Source organism: Leifsonia sp. SIMBA_070 (assembly GCF_046534635.1).
In the GTDB taxonomy this organism is placed as follows: domain Bacteria; phylum Actinomycetota; class Actinomycetes; order Actinomycetales; family Microbacteriaceae; genus Leifsonia.
Window position 1 is genome coordinate 1,291,325 of sequence record NZ_JAWRYK010000001.1, and the last position, 22,489, is coordinate 1,313,813.

The window sequence follows — 22,489 nt, forward strand, 5'->3', positions numbered from 1 at the left end:
GCGGACGATGGCGATCGAGCACGACTTCTTCGGCCTCATCGACGAGACGGCGAGCGGAGGTCTCGCCTGGGGCGACACCGTCGAGCTGGGCGACCAGGCCGTCGAGGTGGAGCTGCTGGCCGACGACGAGAGCCGGGTCCCGGAGGTCGCCCTGGATTCGGCCGCCGCGCTCATCCAGGCGCTGGAGGGGTTCGACGCCCGCGCCCGCGACGCCCTGGTGGCCGAGCTGAGCTCACGGCAGTCGGCGACGACCAGCTACATCGACGACCACGTCAACATGCTGGGCGAGAGCCTCGTCGATCTCCTCGTCTACAACTCCGGCGATATCGCCATCGACGTGCTGCGGTCGCTGCAGCTGCTGACCGTGGTCATCCAGGCCGATCACGCCGATGAGGACGAGGTCTTCGCGACGTTCGACTACTCGATCGCCCCGGACGAGTCGGACGCCCTGCTCACCGTGTCCTTCGACGTGCGCGGCGACGTGGTGGCGGTCGAGACGCAGTCCTGACCGACAACCGTACGGACGTGGCCCGCGCGCACGGCCGTCCATCAGTCGGTCCCGGTAGAATGGCACGATCATGGCTACTTTCGGCTCGCTGTCCGACCGTCTTGCGGACACCTTCAAGAACCTTCGCACCAAGGGCAAGCTCTCGCCGGCCGACGTCGACGGGACCGTGCGCGAGATCCGTCGCGCGCTGCTCGACGCCGACGTCGCGCTGCCGGTGGTCAAGGAGTTCACGGGCAAGGTGCGCGAGCGCGCACTGAGCGACGAGGTCAACAAGGCCCTGAACCCGGCCCAGCAGGTCGTGCAGATCGTCAACGAAGAGCTGGTCGGCATCCTCGGCGGCCAGCAGCGCCGCCTCCAGTTCGCCAAGCGTCCCCCGACGGTGATCATGCTCGCCGGTCTGCAGGGTGCCGGTAAGACCACGCTCGCCGGAAAGCTGGGCAAGTGGCTGGTGAAGGATGGGCACACGCCGCTGCTCGTCGCCGCCGACCTCCAGCGTCCCAATGCGGTGACCCAGCTGCAGATCGTCGGCGAGCAGGCCGGCGTGCCGGTGTTCGCGCCCGAGCCGGGCAACGGCGTCGGCAACCCGGTGAAGGTCGCAAAGGACGCGCTGAAGTTCGCCGAGACCAAGCAGTACGACACGGTCGTGATCGACACCGCCGGACGGCTGGGCGTCGACGCAGAGCTGATGAAGCAGGCGGCCGACATCCGCAAGGCCACCGACCCGGACGAAGTGCTGTTCGTCATCGACGCCATGATCGGTCAGGACGCCGTGGCGACGGCGAAGGCGTTCCAGGATGGCGTCGACTTCACCGGCGTCGTGCTGTCCAAGCTCGACGGCGACGCCCGCGGTGGTGCGGCCCTCTCGGTCGCTTCCGTGACCGGCCGCCCGATCATCTTCGCCTCGACCGGTGAGAATCTGGACGACTTCGAGCCGTTCCACCCGGACCGCATGGCGTCGCGCATCCTCGACCTCGGTGACATCCTCACGCTCATCGAGCAGGCCCAGGAGGCCTTCGACGAGGAGGAGGCGCGGAAGGTCGCCGAGAAGTTCGCGACCGACAGCTTCACGCTCGACGACTTCCTCAAGCAGATGCAGCAGCTGCGCAACATGGGCTCCATCAAGAAGATGATGGGGATGCTGCCCGGCGCAGGCCAGATGAAGCAGCAGCTCGACAACTTCGACGAGCGCGAGATCGTTCGGACCGAGGCGATCATCCAGTCGATGACGAAGGCGGAGCGCACCAACCCGAAGCTCTTGAACGGCTCGCGCCGCCTCCGCATCGCCAAGGGCTCCGGCTCGACCGTCACCGAGGTCAACCAGCTCGTCACGCGCTTCGAGCAGGCCGCGAAGATGATGAAGACCGTCGCCAAGGGCGGCGTGCCCAACGTCCCCGGCATGGGCCCCATCCCGGGCGCGTCGTACGGCGGCCGCAAACCGCAGAAGAACAAGAAGAAGGCGGGCTCGCGCTCCGGCAACCCGGCCAAGCGCGCGGCCGAGAACGCCGCTCTCGCTGCAGGGGTCAAGCCCGGCGGCGCGGCGCAGGCGAGCGGCAGCGGCTTCGGGCTCGGGGGAGCGGCTGCTCCGCAGGGCGCTCAGGGCGGCCAGGGCGGTCCCTCCGAGGAGGAGATGGCGGCGCTGCAGAAGTTCCTGGGCCGGTAGGGCTTACAGCGCCGGCTACAGCGCCAGGTTGAGCGGCCTCAGCTTCGACTCGATGGTCCGAGCGACGACCTTCTGCCCGGCGGCGTTGGGGTGGATGCCGTCCGCCTGCACCAGGTCCGGGTGACCGACCAGCGGGAAGCCGATGTCGAGCCAGGTGCCGTCGACGTCGCGCACCGCGTCGCCGACGATCCCGTCCACGTGCGTCATCGTGGCGGGCGGGGCGTCCGCTCCCCAGATGCCCGTGACGCCGATGATGGTCGCGTCGGGGAACTTCTCGCGCAGCTCGCGCAGCATGCGGTCCGCGTTCGCGGTGACGGCCTCCAGGCTCTGCTCACGGTCGTTCCGCGTCGCCGCCAGCAGGATCACCTGCGGGTGGAGGCGGAGCGCGGCATCGACCTGCTGCCGGTAGGTGGTGCCGTTCCAGCCGGGCTTCACGAAGCCGGAGCCGGACACGGCGAGGTCGGTCAGCCTCCAGCCGTGGTCGGCCGAGACGAGGGCCGGCCAGGCCTGCTCCGGCGTGACGCCCTTGCCGAAGGCGATCGAGTCGCCGATCGCGACCGCGTCGACCGTGCCTGTTGTGCCCTGCCGAACCGTCCCGGCGGCCGGCGCGGCGAGTGCCGTCGACCGCGCCTGCGATCCCTGTGCGGGAGCGGCGAGGGGATGTGCGGCGGGGAGTGCGGAGCACCCGGCGAGGGCCAGCATCGCTGCGGTGAGCGCTGCGGGCGCCAGCAGTGCGAGGCGGGGGCCGAGCGGGCGCTGGCGGCGTCGGGTGTGGGTGCGCACGGGAGTGAGGCTAAACGCATGAACCTGCGAGAACGCTGTGGCTCACTTTCTGGCGTGTCGCAGCGGTGGTAGCGGCGCCGGTCAGCGCTGGAACCGTTGGGCGGCGATGCTGTTCGCGATCGTCGTGGCGAGGAGGCGCTGGCCCGCCACGGTGGGGTGCACATGATCGGCCAGCACCAGGTCGGTCCGGCCGGCGAACGGCTGGCCCAGGCCCACCCACGAGCCGCCGACGTCGAGCACCGCATCCCTCACGGTGGCGGAGATGATGGGCACCTGGGCCGGCGCGTCGTCCGACCCCCAGAGCGCGCTGACCCCGATGATGCGGGCGTCCGGCAGCGCGGTGCGCAGTCGCTGCAGGGCGGCCGTCGCCGCGGTCTTCAGGGTCGCGGTCGTGGCGAAGAGATCGTTGCGCGTCGCGCCCACCAGAACCACGTCCGGGTGGATGCGGATCACCGCGCTCACCTGATCGTCGAACGTGTGCGTGTTGAGCCCCTCCACCGTGAATCCGGCCGCGCTCTCGCCGAAGTCGCTCAGCGTCCAGCCGAAGCGCTGGGCGACGAGCAGCGGCCACGCGTCCTCGGCGGGCACGCCGTTCCCAATGGCGATCGAGTCGCCGATCGCGGCCGCGACGACGGGCCGCGGAGTCTCCGTCGGACTCGGCACGGGGACCGGCTCGGCGGTCGGCGCTGCCTGTCCTGCCGCCATGCATCCGACGAGGGAGGCCGCAGCGAGGCCGGCCGTCAGAAGCGCGGCGACGTGGGCGAGGGGTGAGCGTCGGGTCGTCACGGGATCAAGGATAGGAGAGGCTTCCTCGGGGAAACCTCTACGCCTCGAGCTTCGACTCGACGACGGCGGCGATCGCCTGCTGGCCGGGGAGGGTCGGATGCTCGCCGTCGTCCTGCTCCAGTCCGGCGAGGTCGCGGTACGGTTCGCCCAGGTCGACCCAGCTGCCGTGTACGGCGTCCACCGCCTGCTGCAGCGCAGAGTCGAGCGGGGCGAGGTCCGCGTCTCCGGCCTCGCCGGAGAGCGCGTTGTAGCCGACGATCCTCGCGTCGGGCAGGGCTGAGCGAAGACGGGCGACCTGCGTCTGCATGGCATCGGCCACCTGCGTCATGTCCGTGCCGAGGTCGTTGTCGGAGGCTCCGATGAGCACGAGCTGCGGTTTCGAGGCGATGGCCGCGTCCACCTGGGCGGAGAAGTCCGCGCCGTTCGATCCTTGCGCCACGAAACCGGCGCCGGGGACGCTCAGGTTGTCGAGCTCCCAGCCCTCGGTCTGGGCGACGAGTGCGGGCCAGGCCTCGTCGGCGTCGAGCCCGAGCCCGGACTCGATGGAGTCGCCGATCACGGCCACGCGCTCGGCCGTAGCGGAAGCCGTTCCGGAAGCGCTGGGGGAGGACGGCGCGCCCGCGCCGCCGGCTACAGCTCCCACGTCCGCCGTCGTGCATCCCGAGAGGGCCGTCAGGGCCAGCAGGGAGGCGGTCGCAGCGGTGGCCGCGATCGCGAGGGGGCGTCGACCGAACATGGCCCAACCGTACGCCCGGATCCTATGCATCGGTTATGTCGCGCATCGCGGCCGGCTGGAAGGATCAGCGGCCCAGGCCGCTCCGCAACTCGTGCGTGAGCGAGCTCACCACGGCCTGCAGGCTGCCGCCGTTCTGCTCGGCGACGGCGAGCTGGCGCTGGTAGCTCCCGCCGGTCTCCAGGATCGTGAGCACAGTCGCCAGCTCGTCCATGCATCCCAGCCGCTCGGCTTCGGGCTGCAGGTCGTCGACCAGCTCGCGGAGCGCGTCGGAGACCAGCCGCTCGCTGCCGTCCGGCGCGACGATGATCTCCGCGTCGAGCCCGTAGCGCGCCGCCCGCCACTTGTTCTCGCGCACGAACCAGGGTTGGAGGGTGACCGGCTCGATGCCCTCGTCCAGCCGCCCCGCCATCCGGTCGGTGAGGCAGTGGATGAGGGCGGCGACGGCTCCCACCTCGTCGGCGGTCGACAGTCCGTCGCACGCGCGCATCTCGACGGTTCCCCACTTCGGCGACGGGCGGATGTCCCAGCGCACCTCGGAGTGGTCCTCCACGACGCCGGTCGTCACGAGGTCCTGCACGTATTCCTCGTAGTTGGCCCAGGTGCCGAACTGCCACGGCAGGCCGGCCGTGGGGAGCTGCTGGAACATCAGGGCGCGGTTGGAGGCGTACCCGGTCCGCGAGCCCGCCCAGAACGGGCTGGAGGCGCTGAGCGCCTGCAGGTGCGGATAGTAGGTGAGCAACCCGTTCACCACGGGGAGCGCCTTGTCGACGGAGTCGATCCCGACGTGGACGTGCACGCCCCAGATCATCATCTGCCGTCCCCACCACTGCGTGCGGTCGAGGAGGCGGTCGTAGCGCTCGTTCGGCGTCACCTTCTGGTCGAACCACTGGGCGAAGGGATGCGTCCCCGCGCACATCAGTTCGACGCCGAGCGGATCGGTCACCCTGCGGACGAGCCCGATCAGCTCCTGCAGGTCCGCGATGGCCGCCGGCACCGTGTTGTGCACCCGGCTGACCAGCTCCACCGTGTTCAGGAGCAGCTCGTGCGTGATCTGCGGGTGCTCCTGGCCGTCCGCTGTGCCCAGTTCCCGGAGCACGTCGTCGGCGATCTGAACGAGGTCGCCGGTGGCGCCGTCCACCAGTGCGATCTCCCACTCGATACCGACGGTGGAGCGCTCGGACTCCGAGAATTCGATCTGCATACGGTCGTCCCGTCCGTCCGATTGTTCAAAGCAGGGCAGTATCTGACAGAATAACTAGTTGAGTTCGACGTGCCCGACCCTCTATCCGGCACGTGGGACGAACATTAGACCTCCTGCCGAGTGTGCCCCCACGCCCGCGGCAGTCAGTTCGACACATCTCATCCACTCACACAGGAGAATCGTGGCTGTCAAAATCCGTCTGAAGCGCCTGGGCAAGATCCGCGCTCCGTACTACCGCATCGTCGTCGCCGACTCGCGCACCAAGCGCGACGGTCGCGTCATCGAAGAGATCGGTCTGTACCACCCGACCGAGGAGCCTTCGCGCATCGAGGTCGACTCCGATCGTGCGCAGTACTGGCTGAGCGTCGGCGCCCAGCCGACCGAGCAGGTCACCGCGCTGCTGAAGCTGACCGGCGACTGGGGTCGCTTCAAGGGCGACAAGAACGCCGTCAGCACCGTCAAGGTCGCCGAGGGCAAGGCGGAGTTCGTCGCCGACGAGAAGAAGAAGCCCGTCCTGAAGCCGAAGGCCGACAAGACCGCCGAGGCGGCTGCTGTCGTCGAGGCCGAGGCCGAGGCCGAGGTCGAGGTCGTCGCCGAGGCCGAGGCCATCGCCGACGACGCCACCGACGAGAAGGCCTGACGTCTTGCTCGCACCCGCGCTCACGCACCTGGTCAAGGGGATCGTCGATCACCCTGACGACGTCCACGTCGTGGCCAAGAGTTCCCCGCGTGGCGAGGTCCTCGAGATTCGCGTGAATCCCGAGGACCTCGGCCGGGTGATCGGCCGCTCCGGCCGGACGGCCAAGGCTCTCCGTACGCTCGTGGCCGCACTGGCCGACGGCCGGCGCGTCCGCGTCGACGTCGTCGACGACTGAGGTGGCCGACCACAAACTGCCCCGCAAGGAGGTCGCCCCACGGCCCGGTCAGACCGAGCTGCGCGTCGGGCGCCTCACGAAGCCGCACGGCCTCAAGGGCGCCCTCAAGCTGGAACTGTTCACGGACGAGCCGGAGAAGCGGTTCGTTCCGGGAGCGGTGTTCACCCTGCAGGTGCCCACGGCCTCCAAGTGGCACGGCAAGACGCTGGAGCTCCGCGAGCTCCGCTGGTACAACGGCCATCCGGTCGGGTTCTTCGCCGGCGTGGATGACCGCACGGAGGCCGAGACGCTCGTCAAGGCCATCCTCTGGGTCAGCCAGGACGTGAAGGAGCTGCCCGAGGAGGACGACGCCTGGTACGACCACCAGCTGGTCGGTCTGGATGCGGTCCGCGATGGTGTGACCGTCGGCCGGATCGCCCGCGTCGATCACCTGCCCGCGCAGGACCTGTTGGCGGTCGCCACCGACAGCGGCGAGGTGCTGGTGCCGTTCGTCAGGGCGATCGTGCCCGAGGTCGACATCGCCGCCGGCACGGTGACCCTCACTCCGCCCCCCGGGCTGTTCGAGGAGCTTCCGGACGACGACCCGGAGCCGGAGGAGGTCGCCGAGCCGGCGGAGACCGCCGAGCCTGAACCCTCGACCGGAGCTGACGCCGACAAGGACTGACGCGGCTCAGGAGACGATGGCGAGGCCGCGTCCCCGCAGCGTCCGGGCCTGAGAGTCGAGTGCCGACACCAGTCGCTCGTGGGTGCCGACGATGTGGTCGTGGATGAGCGCGGCCGCATCGTCCGCTCGTCGCGCTGCGATGAGGCGCACGATCTCTCGGTGCTCGTCCCAGGCCTCCTCGCTGCGGGCGACCAGCCAGCGCGATCGGGCCAGCCGCGTCATCGCGGAGTCCACCGCGTCGGCGAAGAAGTGGTTCCCGGACAGAGCTGCCAGGCGCACATGGAACTCCGTCCCCGCCTGCACCGCCTCATCAGCCGGGCTGTGCGGATCGATGCCGTCGAGGTGCGCGGCGAGGGCCGCGAGCTCCGCGTCCGTGGCACGGGCCGCGCTCAGTCTGGCGGCCGCCGTCTCCAGGGCGTCACGGAGCTCGCTGAGCCGGGCGATCTCGCCGAGGTCGATGGGGGAGACCTCCCAGGCGCGGCCGTCCCGGACGACCAGTCCGTCGGCTTCGAGCCGCATCAGTGCGGCGCGGAGCGGTGTCCGCGAGGCGCCCAGCTCGGATTCGAGACCGCGTTCGGTGAGCCGCGAGCCCGGGACGCGGTCCAGGTCGAGGATCTGGGCGCGCAGGGCGGCGTAGACCGCGAGCGGCTCTGACATGGTCCTCCTTTGGTATACCGACTCGGTATACCGCTAGGGTATACCCATGGATCGCCGAATCGCCCGCACCCCCCGCCCCTGGCTGATGCTGGCGTTCGGCGTGCTCGCGCAGGCCAGCTCGACGGTGTTCGTCTCGACACCGGCGTTCCTCATCCCGCTCCTGCACACCGAGCGGGGGCTGAGCCTCGCCCAGGCAGGACTGCTGGCCTCGGCGCCGACCCTCGGGCTCGTGCTCACCCTCATCGCCTGGGGAGCGCTCAGCGACCGGATCGGGGAGCGCTGGGTCATCGCCGCAGGTCTCGCGATCACCTCCCTCGCCGCGGTCGCGGCCATGTTCGTCGACTCGTACGTCGCGCTCGGAGCGCTCTTCCTGGTCGGCGGGATGGCCTCTGCCAGCCCCAACGCCGCCAGCGGGCGCGTCGTGATCGGCTGGTTCCCGAAGGAACGACGCGGCCTCGCCATGGGGATCAGGCAGATGTGTCAGCCGCTGGGTGTCGCCATCGCCGCGCTGAGCATCCCGTTGCTGGCCGCGAACGGGGGGATCGCGGCGGCGCTCGTCGTGCCCGCCGTGCTGTGCGGCGTCTCGGCCGTGCTGTGCGTGATCGGCATCGTCGACCCGCCGCGGCCGGCCCGGCACTCCGAGGACGGCGCCGAGGCGCACCCGCAGGCGGTCTGGCAGCCGTACCGCGAGACGTCGCTGCTGTGGCGCATCCACGCCGTGTCGATGCTGCTGGTGGTTCCGCAGTTCACGGTCTCCACCTTCGGGCTGGTCTGGCTCGTCGCCGAGCTGCACTTCTCCTCGCTCGCGGCGGGCGTCGTCATCGGCGTGAGCCAGTTCGCCGGTGCTCTCGGCCGGATCGGGATCGGCGTGCTCAGCGATCGCGTCGGCAGCCACCTCCGGCCGCTGCGCTGGGTCTCGCTCTGCGCCGTCGGGGTGATGCTGCTCATGGCGGCGGCCTCCGCCCTCGGTTCCGTTGCAGCGGCGGTGATCCTCATCGTCGCGGCCATCGTCACCGTGGCCGACAACGGGCTGGCCTACACGTCGGTGGCCGAGATCGCCGGGCCGTTCTGGTCGGGGCGCGCTCTCGGTGCTCAGAACACCGGTCAGTTCCTCGCGGCGTCCATCGTGGGGCCGGCCGTCGGAGCCCTGATCGGCTGGGTCGGCTATCCCATCGCCTTCGCGGTGGTGGCGCTCTGCCCGGCTGTCGCCACGCCGCTGGTGCCCCGCGACCGGGAGCTCGCCGTCGTCCCGGCTTAGGACGCGCCTCCAGAATCCCCGTCTCCTAGAATTCAGGGATGCGCATCGACATCGTCACGATCTTCCCGACCTTTTTCGATGTGCTCGACATCTCCTTGCTCGGGAAGGCACGGCAGTCCGGTCTGATCGAGCTGGGCATCCACGACCTGCGGGATTCGACCCACGACCGCCACAGGACGGTCGACGACACCCCGTACGGCGGGGGAGCCGGGATGGTCATGAAGCCGGAGCCCTGGGGCGAAGCGCTCGATGGCATCCTGGAGGGTGCCGCCGACCCGGTCGTGATCTTCCCGTCGCCGGCCGGCGAAGTCTTCACCCAGGCGACGGCACGGGAGCTGGCGCAGGAGCAGCACCTGGTGTTCGGCTGCGGTCGCTACGAGGGCATCGACCAGCGGGTCTTCGACCACACCGCGGAGCGCGCCCGCGTTCGCCTGATGAGCATCGGCGACTACGTCCTGAACGGGGGAGAGGTCGCCACCATGGCGATGATCGAAGCCATCGGGCGGCTGATCCCCGGAGTCGTCGGCAACCCGGAGAGCCTGGTGCAGGAGTCGCACGAGGACGGCCTGCTCGAATACCCGAGCTATACCAAGCCGGCGATCTGGCGCGGGCTCGAGGTGCCCCCGGTGCTGCTGTCGGGCAACCACGGCGCCGTCGACGCGTGGAGGCTCGAGCAGCAGCTCGCGCGCACCCGCGCGGTCCGGCCCGACCTGCTGCCGTGACCTGCGTCGGCGGCCGCGGGTCGGCGGCGCCGGGCTACGGCGCGCTCAGGATGAGCGGGCCGTCCGGCGTGATCGCGATGGTGTGCTCGAAGTGGGCGCCGCGGGATCCGTCGGCGCTCCGGAGCGTCCAGCCGTCCGGGTCCGTATAGATCTCGTCCGTCGTCTCGAGGAACCACGGCTCGATCGCGATGACGAGACCGGGGCGGAGCGGGTAGCCGCGGCCGGCCCGTCCGTCGTTCGAGATGTGCGGGTCGCCGTGCATCGTGCGGCCGACCCCGTGGCCGCCGAACTGGGTGTTGATCGAGTAGCCCTCTGCGCGCGCGACGGCGGCGATCGCTGCCGAGATGTCGCCGATCCTGCCCCCAGGCTGCGCCGCCTGGATTCCCGCGGCGAGCGCGCGACGGGTCGTGTCGATGAGCCGGAGGTCTTCGTCGCGCGGCGTGCCGACGACCAGGCTGACCGCCGAGTCCGCCACCCAGCCGTCCACCGACGCGGCGAAGTCGAGGGTGAGCAGGTCGCCGTCCTGCAGCCGGTAGTCGTGGGGGAGTCCGTGGAGCACCGCGTCGTTCACCGAGATGCAGATCACCTTGCCGAACGGGCTCGCACCGAATGACGGGTGGTAGTCGATGTAGCAGGACTCGGCCCCCCGGCGACGGATCATCTCGTGGGCGAGCGCGTCGAGCTCCAGCAGGTTGACGCCGACGCGGGCCGCAGCAGCGGTCGCCGCCAGCACCTCGGCGACGAACTTCCCCGCTGGCCGCATCTGCTCGATCTCGGCGGGTGTCCTCAGCTCGATCACAAGAGCTCCTCTTCTTCTTGTCCTACCGTTCCAGTCTGTCAGGTCCGCGTCCGGCAAACCCGCAGCCGCAGCACAGGCGACCGCGGCTACGCTGATGCCGTGATCATCCGCAAGGCGTTCTACTGGTGGCTCTTCCCGTCCGCCGTGGTCCTGCCTGTCTGGCTGCTGATCGGCTGGGCGGCGTTCCACCAGGGCAGCGGCTGGTCGTTCCTGGGCCTCCTGGTGCTGTGCCCCATCCTGTTCGTCGCCATGCTCGTCGTCGGCGGCATCGTCATGGCCCGGCGCAGCGTCCGTGATCGCCGCGCGGTTTCGTGGTGGGACGCGGGCCTGTTCGCCCTGTGGCACCTGTCGATCGTCGGCTTCGGCTTCTTCCTGCCGGTCGCGAGCGGGTGGCTGGCCGTGGCGGGGATCCTGCTCTTCATCGCCATCTTCTGGGTGTCGGTGTGGGAGCTCCTGACCGAGACGCGGGCGCGCGTGCGGCAGACCTTCGCGGCCTACGAGCGCGCCGCGCAGCCCAGGATGACCGCCTCCACGCCCACCGATTCGGTCGACGACGGCGAGTACATCGTCATCGAGGAGCGCCGCGACCGGAACTGACCTGCGGGCCTCGCCGAGCTCGACTTTGGCAAAGCAGGCCCGCGCATGGCAGAATTGAGCCTTGTGCCGCGGCCAGGCTCTGCCATAGGGGAGCCAGCACTTCTCGCGACACCCACACACCGAACCCAGAAGGCCGAAACTCCCTGAGCGGAGCCGGCCCCGAGTCCGTCCCCGACCTGTGGCGGGTACAGAGAGCGAACAGCCATGCACATCCTCGATCAGCTCGACGCCGCGTCCCTCCGGGAGGACATCCCCGAGTTCCGCGCCGGCGACACCGTCAAGGTGCACGTGAACATCATCGAGGGCAGCCGCTCTCGTATCCAGGTCTTCCAGGGCGTCGTCATCGGCCGCTCCGGCGAGGGCGTCCGCGAGACCTTCACGGTCCGCAAGGTCAGCTTCCAGGTCGGCGTCGAGCGTACGTTCCCTGTGCACTCCCCGGTCATCGACAAGATCGAGGTCGTCACCCGCGGTGACGTCCGCCGTGCGAAGCTCTACTACCTGCGCGAGCTGCGCGGCAAGAAGGCGAAGATCAAAGAGAAGCGCGAGAGCTGAGCGTCTCGCTCCGTCAGCTTCCCAGAACTCCCGGTCCGTTTTCGGACCGGGAGTTCTGTCGTTTCACGGCAGGCCGGGGAAGGCGGAGCGTTTATCCTGGAACGGCCGGAGAGCGTGACGAGTGCGAACGAGTGCGACCGGCGGAGAGTTCGGCGCGGAGGAGTGAAGAGCGGATGATGACCCCGGTGTCGCCGTCGCTGCGGTTCGAGAAGGCGCTCTACCGTGAGGGCGTCACCTCCATCGTCGCGGTGGACGAGGTCGGCCGCGGTGCTCTCGCCGGTCCCGTCGCCGTCGGGATGGTCGTCATCGACACCGCTGTGAAGCGCATTCCGCCAGGGCTGCGCGACTCGAAGCTGCTCCCGGAGCCCGTGCGCGAATCGCTCGACCCGTTGTGCCGCAAGTGGGCGATGCATCACGCGGTCGGGCTGGCGTCCGCCGCAGAGGTCGACGCGCTCGGCATCATGCGGTGCCTCGGCCTCGCCGGCGCCCGCGCGCTCGCTCAGCTGGAGGAACAGGGTGCCCTCGTGCACGAGAGCACCCTCATCCTCGACGGCAACTACGACTACCTCAATCCGGCCCTCCTGCGGCCGGCGAAGGTGGTCACGCGCATCAAAGCGGACCGGGACTGCGCATCCGTCGCAGCGGCGTCGGTCATCGCGAAGGTGCATCGTGACCGCATGATGATCGCGCACGACCGTGAGTATCCGGGCTACGGGTGGGCGAGCAACAAGGGGTACTCGTCCGCCGAGCACTTCGCCGCCATCGCGGAGCTGGGGCCGAGCGCGTTGCACCGGCTCACCTGGCTGAAGCAGCCCGCGCTGATCGATATCCCGGACTGAATGGGCTCCTGCCCACCCGGCCATTGTCCACAGGACGGGTCCGTCCGAAGCGCGCGCGTCCCATCCGGCATAGACTTGACGGACGATGGATGAAGACGAGTTCGACGACTACGACCGCGAGGTCGAGTTGGCTTTGTATCGCGAGTACCGGGACGTCGTCTCGCAGTTCAAGTACGTGATCGAGACGGAGCGCCGTTTCTACCTCGCGAACGAGGTGGAGTTCGTGCGCCGGGACACCGAGCACGACTTCTACTTCGAGCTGACGATGAACGACGTCTGGGTGTGGGACGTCTACCGGGCCGACCGCTTCGTCAAGTCGGTGCGCGTCCTGACGTTCAAAGACGTCAACATCGAGGAGCTCTCCTCCAAAGAGTTCGAGCTGCCCAAGGAGCTCGCCCTCGACGAGTGAGCGTCTAGCCACCGCTCACCGTTCGTAGGTGCCGGTGATCCGGCCGCGCGCGAGGACGTGCCCGCTCATGGCCTCGACGACCGTCCGCGGCCGCAGGGTCCTATCGCCGGGAATCGGCCGGTCGAGCGCGTACAGCTGGAACACGTACGAGTGCGCTCCGTGCCCCGGCACGGGACGCGGGCCGTGATAGCCACGGCGGCCGAAGGCGCCGATGCCGTCCCCGTGCACCGCGCCCGCCTCGAGCTCGCCGGCCGCGACACCCGTGAGCGACGGTGAGAACCGCGCCACCGCGTGGGTGATCGGGCGCGAGAGGGGAACGTCGGCGTCCTCGACGATGAGGACGAGCTGCGCGGTTCCCTCGGGGACACCCGACCAGGCCAGTGCGGGCGAGACATTGTCGCCGACGGGTCGCCCGGCGTTGCGCTGCGGGATCGCACTGCCGTCCACGAAGTCGGGGCTCGAGAGGGTCAGTGCGTCGGGGGCGTTCAGTCCCGGCACATGCCAGGCGAGCGTCGACTCACCGGCGCGACGGTTGCGGAGGAGGCGGCCGAGCCAGGTCATGGCGGTCCTTTCGTGAGACGGAGCGGGTCAACGCTAGCCGTTCGACGGCGTCTTTCGGGCATCCTGCTCACAGCCGGCGGACCGCCGGGTCTTCTCCACAGATCTCAACCCCTCCCTCCCTCGGCGCCGCCGACTGGCGAGGCTGGACGCGGAGGTACACATGGCACAGAAAGACGAATTGGGCAGGCGCGGCGAGCAGGTCGCGGCCGAGTGGCTGGAGGCGCGAGGGTACTCGCTCGTCGAGCGAAACTGGCGGTGTCCGTCGGGCGAGCTCGACCTGATCCTGCAAGACGGAACGACGATGGTGTTCGCCGAGGTGAAGACGCGCTCCTCGCTGGAGTTCGGGCATCCCTTCGAAGCGATCACTGCCCGCAAGGCCTCCCGGTTGCGACGGCTCGCCGCCGCGTGGTGCCGGGAGCGCGAGCCGGGAGCGGCCGATGTGCGGATCGACGCCGTCGCGGTCACCGACGCGTGGAGCGAGCGCCCCCTGGTCGAGCACCTGACCGGGATCGCCTGATGGCGCTCGCACGCACGTTCGCCATCGCTCTCGACGGCGTCCGGGGCCACGTGGTCGAGGTGGAGGCGGACATCTCCGCAGGGCTGCCCGCCTTCGTGCTGATCGGGCTGCCCGACACCGCACTGGGTGAGTCGCGCAAGAGGGTCGGTGCAGCAGCGGTCAATGCAGGGTGTCCGTTGAGCCAGAAGAAGGTCACGGTCAACCTGTCACCGGCGTCTCTTCCCAAGCAGGGTTCAGGGTTCGACCTCGCCATCGCCGTCGCAGCCCTTGCGGCGGCGGGAGCGATCCCGGTCGGGGCTGCGGCATCCGCGGTTCACGTCGGCGAGCTCGGGCTCGACGGTCGACTCCGGCCGGTTCCGGGCGTGCTGCCTTCGGTGCTCGCGGCGCGCGATGCGGGCTTCGCACGAGTGGTCGTCCCGGCCGCGAGCGTCGACGAAGCTCGGCTCGTGTCCGGCATCGAGGTGGTCGGCGTGACCGGGCTCCGGGCCGCGGCGATCGTGCACGGCGCTGAACTCGAACCGGTGGACGAAGACCCGGTGCCCGCTCCGCTCGCCGAGCTGCGGCCGGTTCCCGAGCCCGACATGTCCGAGGTGACGGGCAACGAAGAGGCGGTGGAGGCGCTCGTCGCGGCCGCCGCAGGTGGTCATCACCTCTCGATGGTCGGTCCGCCGGGAGCGGGCAAGACGATGCTGGCGAGACGTCTGCCTTCGCTGCTACCCGACCTGACGGATGCCGATGCGCTGGAGGCCACCTGCATCCGCTCCCTGGCGGCACCGGGCGCTGCCGGCGAACTGGTCCGCCGGCCACCGTTCGAGGCGCCTCACCACACCGCGTCGGCCGTCGCCCTGGTGGGCGGGGGGAGCGGCCGGATCGCACCGGGAGCGATCGTCCGCGCCACTCACGGCGTTCTGTTCCTCGACGAGGCGGCGGAGTTCCCGCCCTCTGTGCTCGACGCCCTCCGCCAGCCGCTCGAGAACGGCTGCATCACCATCCACCGTGCGAGCGGAGCGGCGTCCTTTCCGGCACGCTTCCAGCTGGTGCTCGCCTCCAACCCGTGCCCGTGCGGGCACTACGGCTCATCGGATGCCGACTGCACCTGCTCGCCGATGGCTCGGCGACGCTATCTCTCCCGGATGTCGGGCCCGCTGCTCGATCGCGTCGACATCCGTCTCACCGTCCACCGGCTGGGGCTCGCCGCGCTCCGGTCCGTGGCCCACCCTCCGGGGAACGGCAGGAGCAGCCGCGAACTGCGGCTCCGCGTGGAGGCGGCCCGTGCCCGCGCGGCAGAACGGCTCAGCGCGACGGAATGGACCCGCAATGCCGACGTCGCGGGAAGCTGGCTGCGGTCGGCGGAGCGGCGGCTGGGTGCGACGGCCATCGCGCCGCTGGATCGCGCGCTCGAGCGCGGGGCCATCACCATGCGGGGCTACGACCGCACGCTGCGCCTCGCCTGGACGCTCGCCGACCTCGACGATGCGGACTCGCCGGATGTGGACCACGTCGGGCGCGCCCTCTTCCTCCGACGGGGGATCAGCGCATGAACGAGGGCTGCAGGGACTGCGCAGTGGTCGATCACCTGGGGGCGCGACGAGTGGTGCCCGGGCTGACCGACACCGAGCTGCTTCGCGTTCTTCAACCGGTGTCGGCGGCTGAAGATGCCGACGCGTCGCGGCTCGACACGGCGGTTGCGGCGGAACGTTTCGCACGCGCAGCGCTCAGCACGGCGATCGAGCCGGGCGATCTCGACGCCGGGCGGCTGGTCGGGACGCTCGGCGCGGTCGGCCTCCTGAGGGCGATCACCGAGGGAGCCGATGCGGTCGGCGTGCACGAGGACGGCCGTATCGGCGAATGCCTGGCCCGCTGGCGGCCACGTCTGTCGTTGACGGAGGCCGTGAAGACGCTCGATCGCGCCGCACGGATCGGCGCTCGGCTGGTGACGCCAGAATCGACCCTCTGGCCAGGCGGTTTCGATGCCCTCGAGGATGGCCGGCCGCTCGCATTGTGGGTCCGCGGCGACACCGGGAGGATGTCAGGGCTTGCCCGTTCGGTGGCGCTCGTCGGCGCACGGGCCTCCACCCGGTACGGCGAGCACGTGGCGATGGAGAGCGCAGCAGGTCTGGCCGACCGCGGCTTCACCATCGTCTCCGGCGGAGCCTACGGAATCGACGCGGCCGCCCACCGGGCGGCACTTCTGAGTGGTGGAGTGACGATCGCCTTCCTCGCCGGGGGAGCCGACCGGCTCTACCCGGCCGGGAACAGCGAGCTGCTCCGCCGCGTCGCCGCCGAGGGCCTCCTCATCGCGGAGCTCCCTCCCGGGGCGACTCCCACCCGCTGGCGCTTCCTGATGCGCAACCGGCTGATCGCCGCGGCGGCTACAGCCACGGTCGTCGTCGAGGCAGGCCATCGGTCGGGCTCGCTCAACACCGCGGGGCATGCGGCCCAGATGGGGCGCCCGCTCGGTGCTGTGCCCGGAAGCGTCCTCTCTCCCGCATCGGCCGGATGCCATCGGCTGATCCGCGAGTACGGCGCCACCTGCGTGACGACGACGGAGGAGATGGCAGAGCTCGCCGATCCGCTCGGCACGGGCCCTCGTCCGGGCTCGGGCGACGATCCGGACACAGACGACTCCGCCGGATCCGGAGGCTCCGGGAGCTCGGACGACCCAAAGCGATCGGTCCTCGTCGAGCTGCGGCGATCGCGCAGGGTGTCCGCCGATGAGATCGCCGCCCGCTCCGCCCTTCCGTTCTCCACGGTCGCGGCCGTCCTCGGCCGGCTCGACCTGGCCGGCCGTGCCCGGGAGCGCGACGGCGGCTGGACCCTCGTCGACAAGAGGTGCGTCTAGGGAGGCCGGCTCGCGCGTCGCTGCGGGGGAGGAGGTGGGGGGAGCGCGAAGCTGGGGTGGTGAACCTGTCTGCGGCCATCGGCGCCTACGAGCGCCACCTCCGGGTGGAGCGCGGGTACTCGCCTCAGACAGTACGGGCCTACCGGGCCGATCTGACGGCGCTCGCCGAATTCGTGCAAGGGAAAGGCGTCACCTCGCCGGACGGTCTCACTCTCGACCTCTACCGCGACTGGCTCTGGGAGGGATCTCAGCGCGGCCTCGCCAAGGCGACCCTCGCCCGGCGCTCCGCCTCCGCCCGCGGCTTCAGCGCCTGGTGGGCGCGGGCAGCGACCGGCGACGCGGCCGCCGCCGGTGCCGTCGGCGGTGGGAGCGCGGGTCCGGGTGGGGACCTCCCGGTCGACGCGGCCGCGCGGCTTCGAGCGCCCAAGGCCGACAAGACGTTGCCCCGGGTGATCACCAGGGAGCAGATGGACGGCATCCTGGAGCAGCTGGCCGGCCGGGCGCAGGACGGCGACCCGGGTGCGCTGCGGGACGTGGCGGTGATCGAGCTGCTGTACGCGGCAGGGATCCGGGTATCCGAGCTCACCGGTCTCGACGTCGACGACGTCGACCTCGACCGGCTCACCGTTCGGGTCGTCGGCAAGGGGTCGAAAGAGCGCGTGGTGCCGTTCGGCGTTCCGGCGCTGCGGGCGATCCGGGCGTGGCTGGACGGCGGCCGGAGCAGGTTCGCGGTTACGGCCTCCGGCCCCGCCCTGTTCTTGGGCACGCGGGGCGCGCGCCTCGGGAGCCGGGCGGTCTACCAGCTCGTCGCCGGTCTCCTCGCCGACGTTCCCGGCCGCGGGCCGTCGGGGCCGCACGCACTCCGCCACACTGCCGCAACCCACCTGCTCGACGGGGGAGCGGACCTCCGCGCTGTCCAGGAACTGCTCGGTCACGCCAGCCTCGGCACCACGCAGATCTACACGCACGTCTCCACCGAGCGCCTCAAAGAGGCCTACCGCATCGCCCACCCGCGCGCCTGACCAACCGCGCCCGCCGCTTCCGCGCTCCGGCCGCTTCCGCTCTCCCGCCGCTTCCCGAGCGTGCGGCCCTCACGGCCGCCCGAGTGGAAGCAGGATCGCTGCCGGAACGCGATCGAAGAACAGCAACGGCGACACGTACTCGCCATCGACGCGGACACCGACGTGCAGGCACGCCTCCGCACAATGACCTCCGGACGCCACCGCACCGACGACCGCCCCGCGCGCGACCAACGCGCCCACCGGCAGTTCCGACGCGACGGGCTCATAGCTGGACAGCACACCGCCGCCATGGTCCAGGGTCAGCACCGGACGGTCCACCACCACACCCGAGAACCGCACGACGGCATCGCTCGGCGCGATCACCACGGCGCCCGGTACGGCAGCCAGGTCGATGCCGCGATGGCCCGCGGCGTACGGCGTCGCCGGTGCGGCGTACGGGGCCTGGAGAACATGCGGGGAGAGCGGCCATTCCCAGCGCGCGGCCGCGACGGCCGTCCTGACCTCCCCGCGATCCCGCTCCATCGCTTGCGTGGGCGCGCCTCCTGCCATCAGCTGCGACCACAGCAGCGGCACGCTCAGGATCCACCTCGCCCGACGACGGGCGCGCGCACCGGCACCCCGACCGACCGCACCTGTTCGCATCTCCAGCCCCTTCCGTCACCACGAGCGATCCATCCAGGCTCGGTCGACGACGCACCGCAGAGCGGCCGGCAGCGTGATCGGTGCACAAGTCCGCGTGCGACACGCCTGTGAGCACACGCCGAAACCGACGGTTCTCCATGACCGGTTCCCGGCGTACCGTGATGTTCGCCCTCGCGGCGCCCTCACGAGGGGTGACGCGGACAGCGAGGCGACGACAACCGAAAAGGGATGACATGTCTGAACAACGAAGGAACGCAGGCACCACGAGCGACGAGGGCTACCCCCAGCCCACCGCCAAGATGAGACGGCGGGTCACCGGACTCGCGATCGCGGCCGCGGTCGGAGGCTTCCTCTTCGGCTTCGACTCCTCGGTCATCAACGGCGCCGTCAATTCTGTTCAGAAGAACTTCGGCCTCAACGCGTTCATCACCGGCTTCATCGTCGCCGTCGCGCTGCTCGGCTGCGCTGTCGGCGCCTTCATCGCCGGCCGACTCGCCGACCGCTGGGGCCGCCTCAAGGTGATGCTGCTGGGCGCCGTGCTGTTCCTCGTCAGCTCCATCGGGGCAGGACTCGCGTTCTCCGCCTGGGACCTCGGCCTCTGGCGTATCGTCGGCGGCCTCGGCATCGGCATCGCGTCGGTCGTCGCGCCGGCCTACATCGCCGAGATCTCGCCGCGCCAGTCGCGCGGCCGTCTGGCGTCGCTGCAGCAGCTCGCCATCACCATCGGTATCTTCGTGGCCCTGCTCTCGGACGCGCTGCTCGCCGGAATCGCCGGATCGGCCTCCGACCAGCTGTGGTTCGGCCTGGAGGCCTGGCGGTGGATGTTCCTGGTCGGCATCATCCCCTCGGTCGTCTACGGCATCCTCGCGCTGACGCTCCCGGAGTCGCCGCGCTTCCTGCTCGCCAACGGGCGCCACGACGAGGCGCGTGCGATCTTCGCCACCCTCGTCCCCGAGGGCGACATCGACCGGCAGATCGGCGACATCGAGAACGCGATCAAGGAGGACAGCCAGGGCGCGAAGGCGACCCTGGCCGGCAACCGCTTCGGCCTCAAGCCGATCGTCTGGATCGGGATCATCCTGTCCGTGTTCCAGCAGTTCGTCGGCATCAACGTGATCTTCTACTACTCGACGACCCTGTGGAGGGCCGTCGGGTTCACCGAGAGCAACTCCCTTCTCATCACGGTGATCACCTCGATCACCAACGTGGTGGTGACGATCGTCGCGATCCTGCTCGTCGACCGCGTCGGCCGCCGGCCCATCCTCCTCACCGGATCGGTGGGGATGGCGCTGTCGCTCGGTGTCATGTCCCTGTCGTTCGCCTTCGCCGTCAAGCAGGACGGCGCCGTCAGCCTCCCGAACCCGTGGGGCCCGATCGCCCTCATCGCGGCGAACGTCTTCGTCGTCTGCTTCGGTGCGTCGTGGGGACCGCTGGTCTGGGTGCTCCTCGGCGAGATCTTCCCGAGCCGGATCCGCGGAAAGGCACTGGGTGTCGCAGCGGCCGCCCAGTGGATCGCGAACTTCCTGGTGACCATCTCGTTCCCGCCGATGGCCGACTTCTCGCTGCCGTTCACGTACGGGATGTACGCCATCTTCGCGGCGCTGTCGTTCTTCTTCGTGTTCTGGAAGATCCCGGAGACGAACGGCATGGCCCTCGAGCAGGCCGAGACCCTCTTCAAGAACTCCGGAGGCCGCGGTCGCGGCGTGCAGGTGCGGTCGAGCGGCGACCCTGCCTAGTCCCGGTTCCTGCTAGACTCTTTCCAGCACTCCGCTCGTCGGAGTGACTACGCGTGCCCGCATTCCCTGCGAAGGGCGCCCTCCTCGAGGGCGGCGCACGCATCCACCGGTCTCCCATCCTCTCCACGGCTGCGTCGTGCGGGCGGAGGGCTGCGGATGCGCGCGGGGGCACCAGGAGTGGCGGCCGTCCCGGCCGTCGCAGACAACCGCAACCAAAAGGAGAACGGCAATGGCCGTCGTCACCATGCGCCAGCTGCTCGACAGCGGCGTCCACTTCGGACACCAGACCCGCCGCTGGAACCCGAAGATGAAGCGCTTCATCCTCACCGAGCGCTCGGGCAGCTACATCATCGACCTCCAGCAGTCGCTGGCCTACATCGACAAGACGTACGACTTCGTGCGCGAGACGGTCGCCCACGGCGGCACCATCCTCTTCGTCGGCACCAAGAAGCAGGCCCAGCAGGCGATCGCCGAGCAGGCGACCCGCGTCGGCCAGCCGTACGTCAACCAGCGGTGGCTGGGTGGTCTGCTGACCAACTTCTCGACCGTGTCCAAGCGCCTCGCCCGCATGAAAGAGCTCGAAGAGCTCGACTTCGAGGGCACGACGAGCGGCTTCACCAAGAAAGAGCTGCTCATCAAGAAGCGCGAGCTGGACAAGCTCCACAAGTCGCTGGGCGGCATCCGCAACCTCAGCAAGACGCCGAGCGCGCTCTGGGTGGTCGACACCAAGAAGGAGCACCTGGCGATCGACGAGGCCAAGAAGCTGGGCATCCCGGTCATCGGCATCCTCGACACCAACTGCGACCCGGACGAGGTCCAGTACCCGATCCCGGGCAACGACGACGCGATCCGCTCCGTCACGCTGCTGACCCGCATCGTGGCCGACGCGGCCGCCGAGGGCCTCATCCAGCGCCACCAGAAGCCCGAAGAGGGCGCAGAGCCGGCCGAGCCGCTCGCCGAGTGGGAGCAGGAGCTCCTGAAGCAGGGCTCCGACGAGGTGCAGTCGAGCGCCGAGACCACCAAGGCGGCAGACGCCGACCTGGCCGACGCGAAGGCCGACTCGGCCGACGTCGTCGCCGAGGGTGAGGCCGACGCCGCTGAGGCCGACGCCGCTGAGGCCGACGCCGTCGACGCAGCTGAGGCCGACGCCGCAGAGGCCGAGGCTGCTGCTCCCGCCGAGGACGAGGCCGACGCCTCCGCCTCCGCCTGAGCACCCCTCCCCACCACAAGTCTTCGAGAAGAAGAAGGTTCCAGTCAGAACATGGCAAACATCAGCATCGCCGACATCAAGGCTCTCCGTGAGCAGCTCGGCACCGGCATGGTCGACACCAAGAAGGCGCTCGAGGAGGCCGATGGCGACATCGAGAAGGCCACCGAGATCCTGCGCCTGAAGGGTGCGAAGGGCAACGCGAAGCGCGCCGACCGTTCCACCAGCGAGGGACTCGTCGCCGCCAAGGACAACGGCACCGGCACCGCCACGATGATCGAGCTCGCCTGCGAGACCGACTTCGTCGCGAAGGGCGACAAGTTCGTCGCCCTGGCCGACAAGGTCCTCGACGCGGCAGCCGCTGCGGGTGCGACCACCGTCGAGGAGGCCCTCGCGGCCGCTGCCGGCGGCAAGACCGTCGCCGAGCTCATCGGTGACGAGGCCGCCATCCTGGGCGAGAAGGTCGAGCTCCGCCGTATCGCCGTCGTGAACGGCGAGCAGTTCGCGATCTACCTGCACAAGACCTCCAAGGACCTGCCGCCGCAGGTCGGTGTCGTCCTCGGCTACGCCGGCGACGACGCGGAGACCGCCCGCAGCATCGCGCAGCACATCTCGTTCGCGAACCCGACCTACCTCGCCCGTGAGGACGTGCCGGCCGACGAGGTCGAGAACGAGCGTCGCATCGTCGAGGAGATCTCGCGCAACGAGGGCAAGCCGGAGGCCGCGCTCCCGAAGATCATCGAGGGACGCCTCGGCGCCTACTTCAAGCAGGTCGCCCTCCTCGAGCAGGAGTACGCCCGCGACAACAAACTGACCATCAGCCAGGTGCTGAAGGACTCGGGTCTCACCGTGTCCGGCTTCGCCCGGTTCAAGGTCGGCGCCTAGCAGACGATGAAGGAGTCCGGATCGTGTCAAC

At 70.0% G+C, this 22,489-nt stretch carries 26 protein-coding genes; 18 read left to right on the forward strand and 8 right to left on the reverse strand.

Annotated elements, in window-relative coordinates; all coding sequences use genetic code 11:
- Positions 1-7: 7 nt before the first annotated feature.
- Positions 8-508: a DUF2004 domain-containing protein gene (locus tag SB754_RS06025; protein WP_410781442.1), complete on the forward strand. Its 501-nt coding sequence runs from the start codon at positions 8-10 to the stop codon at positions 506-508.
- A gap of 70 nt (positions 509-578) precedes the next feature.
- Complete coding sequence (gene ffh, locus SB754_RS06030) at positions 579-2,168, forward strand: signal recognition particle protein (RefSeq protein WP_410781443.1); 1,590 nt, start codon at positions 579-581, stop codon at positions 2,166-2,168.
- 15 nt (positions 2,169-2,183) lie between these two features.
- Here ffh and SB754_RS06035 read toward each other — a convergent pair whose 3' ends face one another.
- The 4 genes from SB754_RS06035 to SB754_RS06050 all read right to left on the reverse strand — a co-directional run bounded on the left by SB754_RS06035 (position 2,184) and on the right by SB754_RS06050 (position 5,674).
- Positions 2,184-2,951 carry an SGNH/GDSL hydrolase family protein gene (locus SB754_RS06035; protein ID WP_410781444.1) on the reverse strand — a complete coding sequence of 256 codons (768 nt, stop codon included), beginning with the start codon at positions 2,949-2,951 and terminating at the stop codon, positions 2,184-2,186.
- 81 nt (positions 2,952-3,032) lie between these two features.
- Entirely contained in the window at positions 3,033-3,737 is a 705-nt protein-coding gene (locus SB754_RS06040) for an SGNH/GDSL hydrolase family protein (RefSeq protein WP_410781445.1), read from the reverse strand.
- 37 nt (positions 3,738-3,774) lie between these two features.
- Positions 3,775-4,473 carry an SGNH/GDSL hydrolase family protein gene (locus SB754_RS06045; protein ID WP_410781446.1) on the reverse strand — a complete coding sequence of 233 codons (699 nt, stop codon included), beginning with the start codon at positions 4,471-4,473 and terminating at the stop codon, positions 3,775-3,777.
- Positions 4,474-4,537: 64 nt separating this feature from the next.
- The gene (locus SB754_RS06050; RefSeq protein ID WP_410781447.1) at positions 4,538-5,674 is read right to left on the reverse strand and encodes a glutamate--cysteine ligase; all 1,137 of its coding nucleotides are present in this window, start codon (positions 5,672-5,674) and stop codon (positions 4,538-4,540) included.
- A 181-nt stretch (positions 5,675-5,855) separates the two neighbouring features.
- Here SB754_RS06050 and rpsP point away from each other — a divergent pair, with 181 nt between their 5' ends.
- From rpsP to rimM, 3 genes are read left to right on the forward strand one after another with little or no spacing between them, the layout of a single operon-like run.
- On the forward strand, positions 5,856-6,314 hold the full coding sequence (gene rpsP / locus SB754_RS06055) for a 30S ribosomal protein S16 (protein WP_410781448.1): 459 nt from the start codon (positions 5,856-5,858) through the stop codon (positions 6,312-6,314).
- Positions 6,315-6,318: 4 nt separating this feature from the next.
- On the forward strand, positions 6,319-6,549 hold the full coding sequence (locus tag SB754_RS06060; RefSeq protein ID WP_090042196.1) for an RNA-binding protein: 231 nt from the start codon (positions 6,319-6,321) through the stop codon (positions 6,547-6,549).
- Position 6,550: 1 nt separating this feature from the next.
- Positions 6,551-7,213, forward strand: a complete 663-nt coding sequence (gene rimM, locus SB754_RS06065; RefSeq protein WP_410781449.1) for a ribosome maturation factor RimM — start codon at positions 6,551-6,553, stop codon at positions 7,211-7,213.
- A 6-nt stretch (positions 7,214-7,219) separates the two neighbouring features.
- Here the strand turns inward: rimM and SB754_RS06070 are convergent, their stop codons facing one another.
- The gene (locus SB754_RS06070) at positions 7,220-7,870 is read right to left on the reverse strand and encodes a GntR family transcriptional regulator (protein ID WP_410781450.1); all 651 of its coding nucleotides are present in this window, start codon (positions 7,868-7,870) and stop codon (positions 7,220-7,222) included.
- Between the two features lie 46 nt (positions 7,871-7,916).
- Here SB754_RS06070 and SB754_RS06075 point away from each other — a divergent pair, with 46 nt between their 5' ends.
- The gene (locus tag SB754_RS06075; protein ID WP_410781451.1) at positions 7,917-9,128 is read left to right on the forward strand and encodes an MFS transporter; all 1,212 of its coding nucleotides are present in this window, start codon (positions 7,917-7,919) and stop codon (positions 9,126-9,128) included.
- A gap of 38 nt (positions 9,129-9,166) precedes the next feature.
- Complete coding sequence (gene trmD / locus SB754_RS06080; RefSeq protein ID WP_410781452.1) at positions 9,167-9,850, forward strand: tRNA (guanosine(37)-N1)-methyltransferase TrmD; 684 nt, start codon at positions 9,167-9,169, stop codon at positions 9,848-9,850.
- 34 nt (positions 9,851-9,884) lie between these two features.
- Here trmD and map read toward each other — a convergent pair whose 3' ends face one another.
- Entirely contained in the window at positions 9,885-10,649 is a 765-nt protein-coding gene (map, locus tag SB754_RS06085; RefSeq protein WP_410781453.1) for a type I methionyl aminopeptidase, read from the reverse strand.
- A 99-nt stretch (positions 10,650-10,748) separates the two neighbouring features.
- Here map and SB754_RS06090 point away from each other — a divergent pair, with 99 nt between their 5' ends.
- From SB754_RS06090 to SB754_RS06105, 4 genes are all read left to right on the forward strand, one after another.
- Entirely contained in the window at positions 10,749-11,246 is a 498-nt protein-coding gene (locus SB754_RS06090) for a hypothetical protein (protein ID WP_410781454.1), read from the forward strand.
- A gap of 204 nt (positions 11,247-11,450) precedes the next feature.
- On the forward strand, positions 11,451-11,798 hold the full coding sequence (gene rplS / locus SB754_RS06095; RefSeq protein ID WP_410781455.1) for a 50S ribosomal protein L19: 348 nt from the start codon (positions 11,451-11,453) through the stop codon (positions 11,796-11,798).
- 176 nt (positions 11,799-11,974) lie between these two features.
- Positions 11,975-12,637, forward strand: a complete 663-nt coding sequence (locus tag SB754_RS06100; protein ID WP_410783269.1) for a ribonuclease HII — start codon at positions 11,975-11,977, stop codon at positions 12,635-12,637.
- A gap of 85 nt (positions 12,638-12,722) precedes the next feature.
- On the forward strand, positions 12,723-13,046 hold the full coding sequence (locus SB754_RS06105; protein WP_018190696.1) for a DUF2469 family protein: 324 nt from the start codon (positions 12,723-12,725) through the stop codon (positions 13,044-13,046).
- A 15-nt stretch (positions 13,047-13,061) separates the two neighbouring features.
- Here SB754_RS06105 and SB754_RS06110 read toward each other — a convergent pair whose 3' ends face one another.
- Complete coding sequence (locus tag SB754_RS06110) at positions 13,062-13,607, reverse strand: YbhB/YbcL family Raf kinase inhibitor-like protein (RefSeq protein ID WP_410781456.1); 546 nt, start codon at positions 13,605-13,607, stop codon at positions 13,062-13,064.
- Positions 13,608-13,767: 160 nt separating this feature from the next.
- Between SB754_RS06110 and SB754_RS06115 the strand changes: the two genes are divergently transcribed.
- The 4 genes from SB754_RS06115 to SB754_RS06130 are packed head-to-tail and all read left to right on the forward strand — an operon-like array spanning position 13,768 to position 17,988.
- A complete protein-coding gene (locus SB754_RS06115) occupies positions 13,768-14,124 on the forward strand; it encodes a YraN family protein (RefSeq protein ID WP_410781457.1) in 357 nt (118 codons plus the stop codon).
- Positions 14,124-15,665, forward strand: coding sequence for a YifB family Mg chelatase-like AAA ATPase (locus tag SB754_RS06120; protein ID WP_410781458.1), 1,542 nt, complete (start codon positions 14,124-14,126; stop codon positions 15,663-15,665). Before SB754_RS06115 ends, SB754_RS06120 begins: the two co-directional genes overlap by 1 nt.
- Before the next feature lie 23 nt (positions 15,666-15,688).
- Entirely contained in the window at positions 15,689-16,966 is a 1,278-nt protein-coding gene (dprA, locus tag SB754_RS06125) for a DNA-processing protein DprA (RefSeq protein ID WP_410781459.1), read from the forward strand.
- Positions 16,967-17,025: 59 nt separating this feature from the next.
- Positions 17,026-17,988 (forward strand): tyrosine recombinase XerC, encoded by a 963-nt coding sequence (locus tag SB754_RS06130; protein ID WP_410783270.1) that lies wholly within the window; start codon positions 17,026-17,028, stop codon positions 17,986-17,988.
- Positions 17,989-18,057: 69 nt separating this feature from the next.
- On the opposite strand, the gene SB754_RS06135 is transcribed toward SB754_RS06130, so the two are convergent.
- A complete protein-coding gene (locus SB754_RS06135) occupies positions 18,058-18,630 on the reverse strand; it encodes a murein hydrolase activator EnvC family protein (protein ID WP_410781460.1) in 573 nt (190 codons plus the stop codon).
- 299 nt (positions 18,631-18,929) lie between these two features.
- On the opposite strand from SB754_RS06135, the gene SB754_RS06140 reads away from it, so the two are divergent.
- From SB754_RS06140 to tsf, 3 genes are all read left to right on the forward strand, one after another.
- Positions 18,930-20,366: a sugar porter family MFS transporter gene (locus tag SB754_RS06140; protein WP_410783271.1), complete on the forward strand. Its 1,437-nt coding sequence runs from the start codon at positions 18,930-18,932 to the stop codon at positions 20,364-20,366.
- A gap of 229 nt (positions 20,367-20,595) precedes the next feature.
- Entirely contained in the window at positions 20,596-21,576 is a 981-nt protein-coding gene (gene rpsB, locus SB754_RS06145) for a 30S ribosomal protein S2 (RefSeq protein ID WP_410781461.1), read from the forward strand.
- Between the two features lie 51 nt (positions 21,577-21,627).
- On the forward strand, positions 21,628-22,458 hold the full coding sequence (gene tsf, locus SB754_RS06150; protein ID WP_410781462.1) for a translation elongation factor Ts: 831 nt from the start codon (positions 21,628-21,630) through the stop codon (positions 22,456-22,458).
- Positions 22,459-22,489 lie beyond the last annotated feature (31 nt).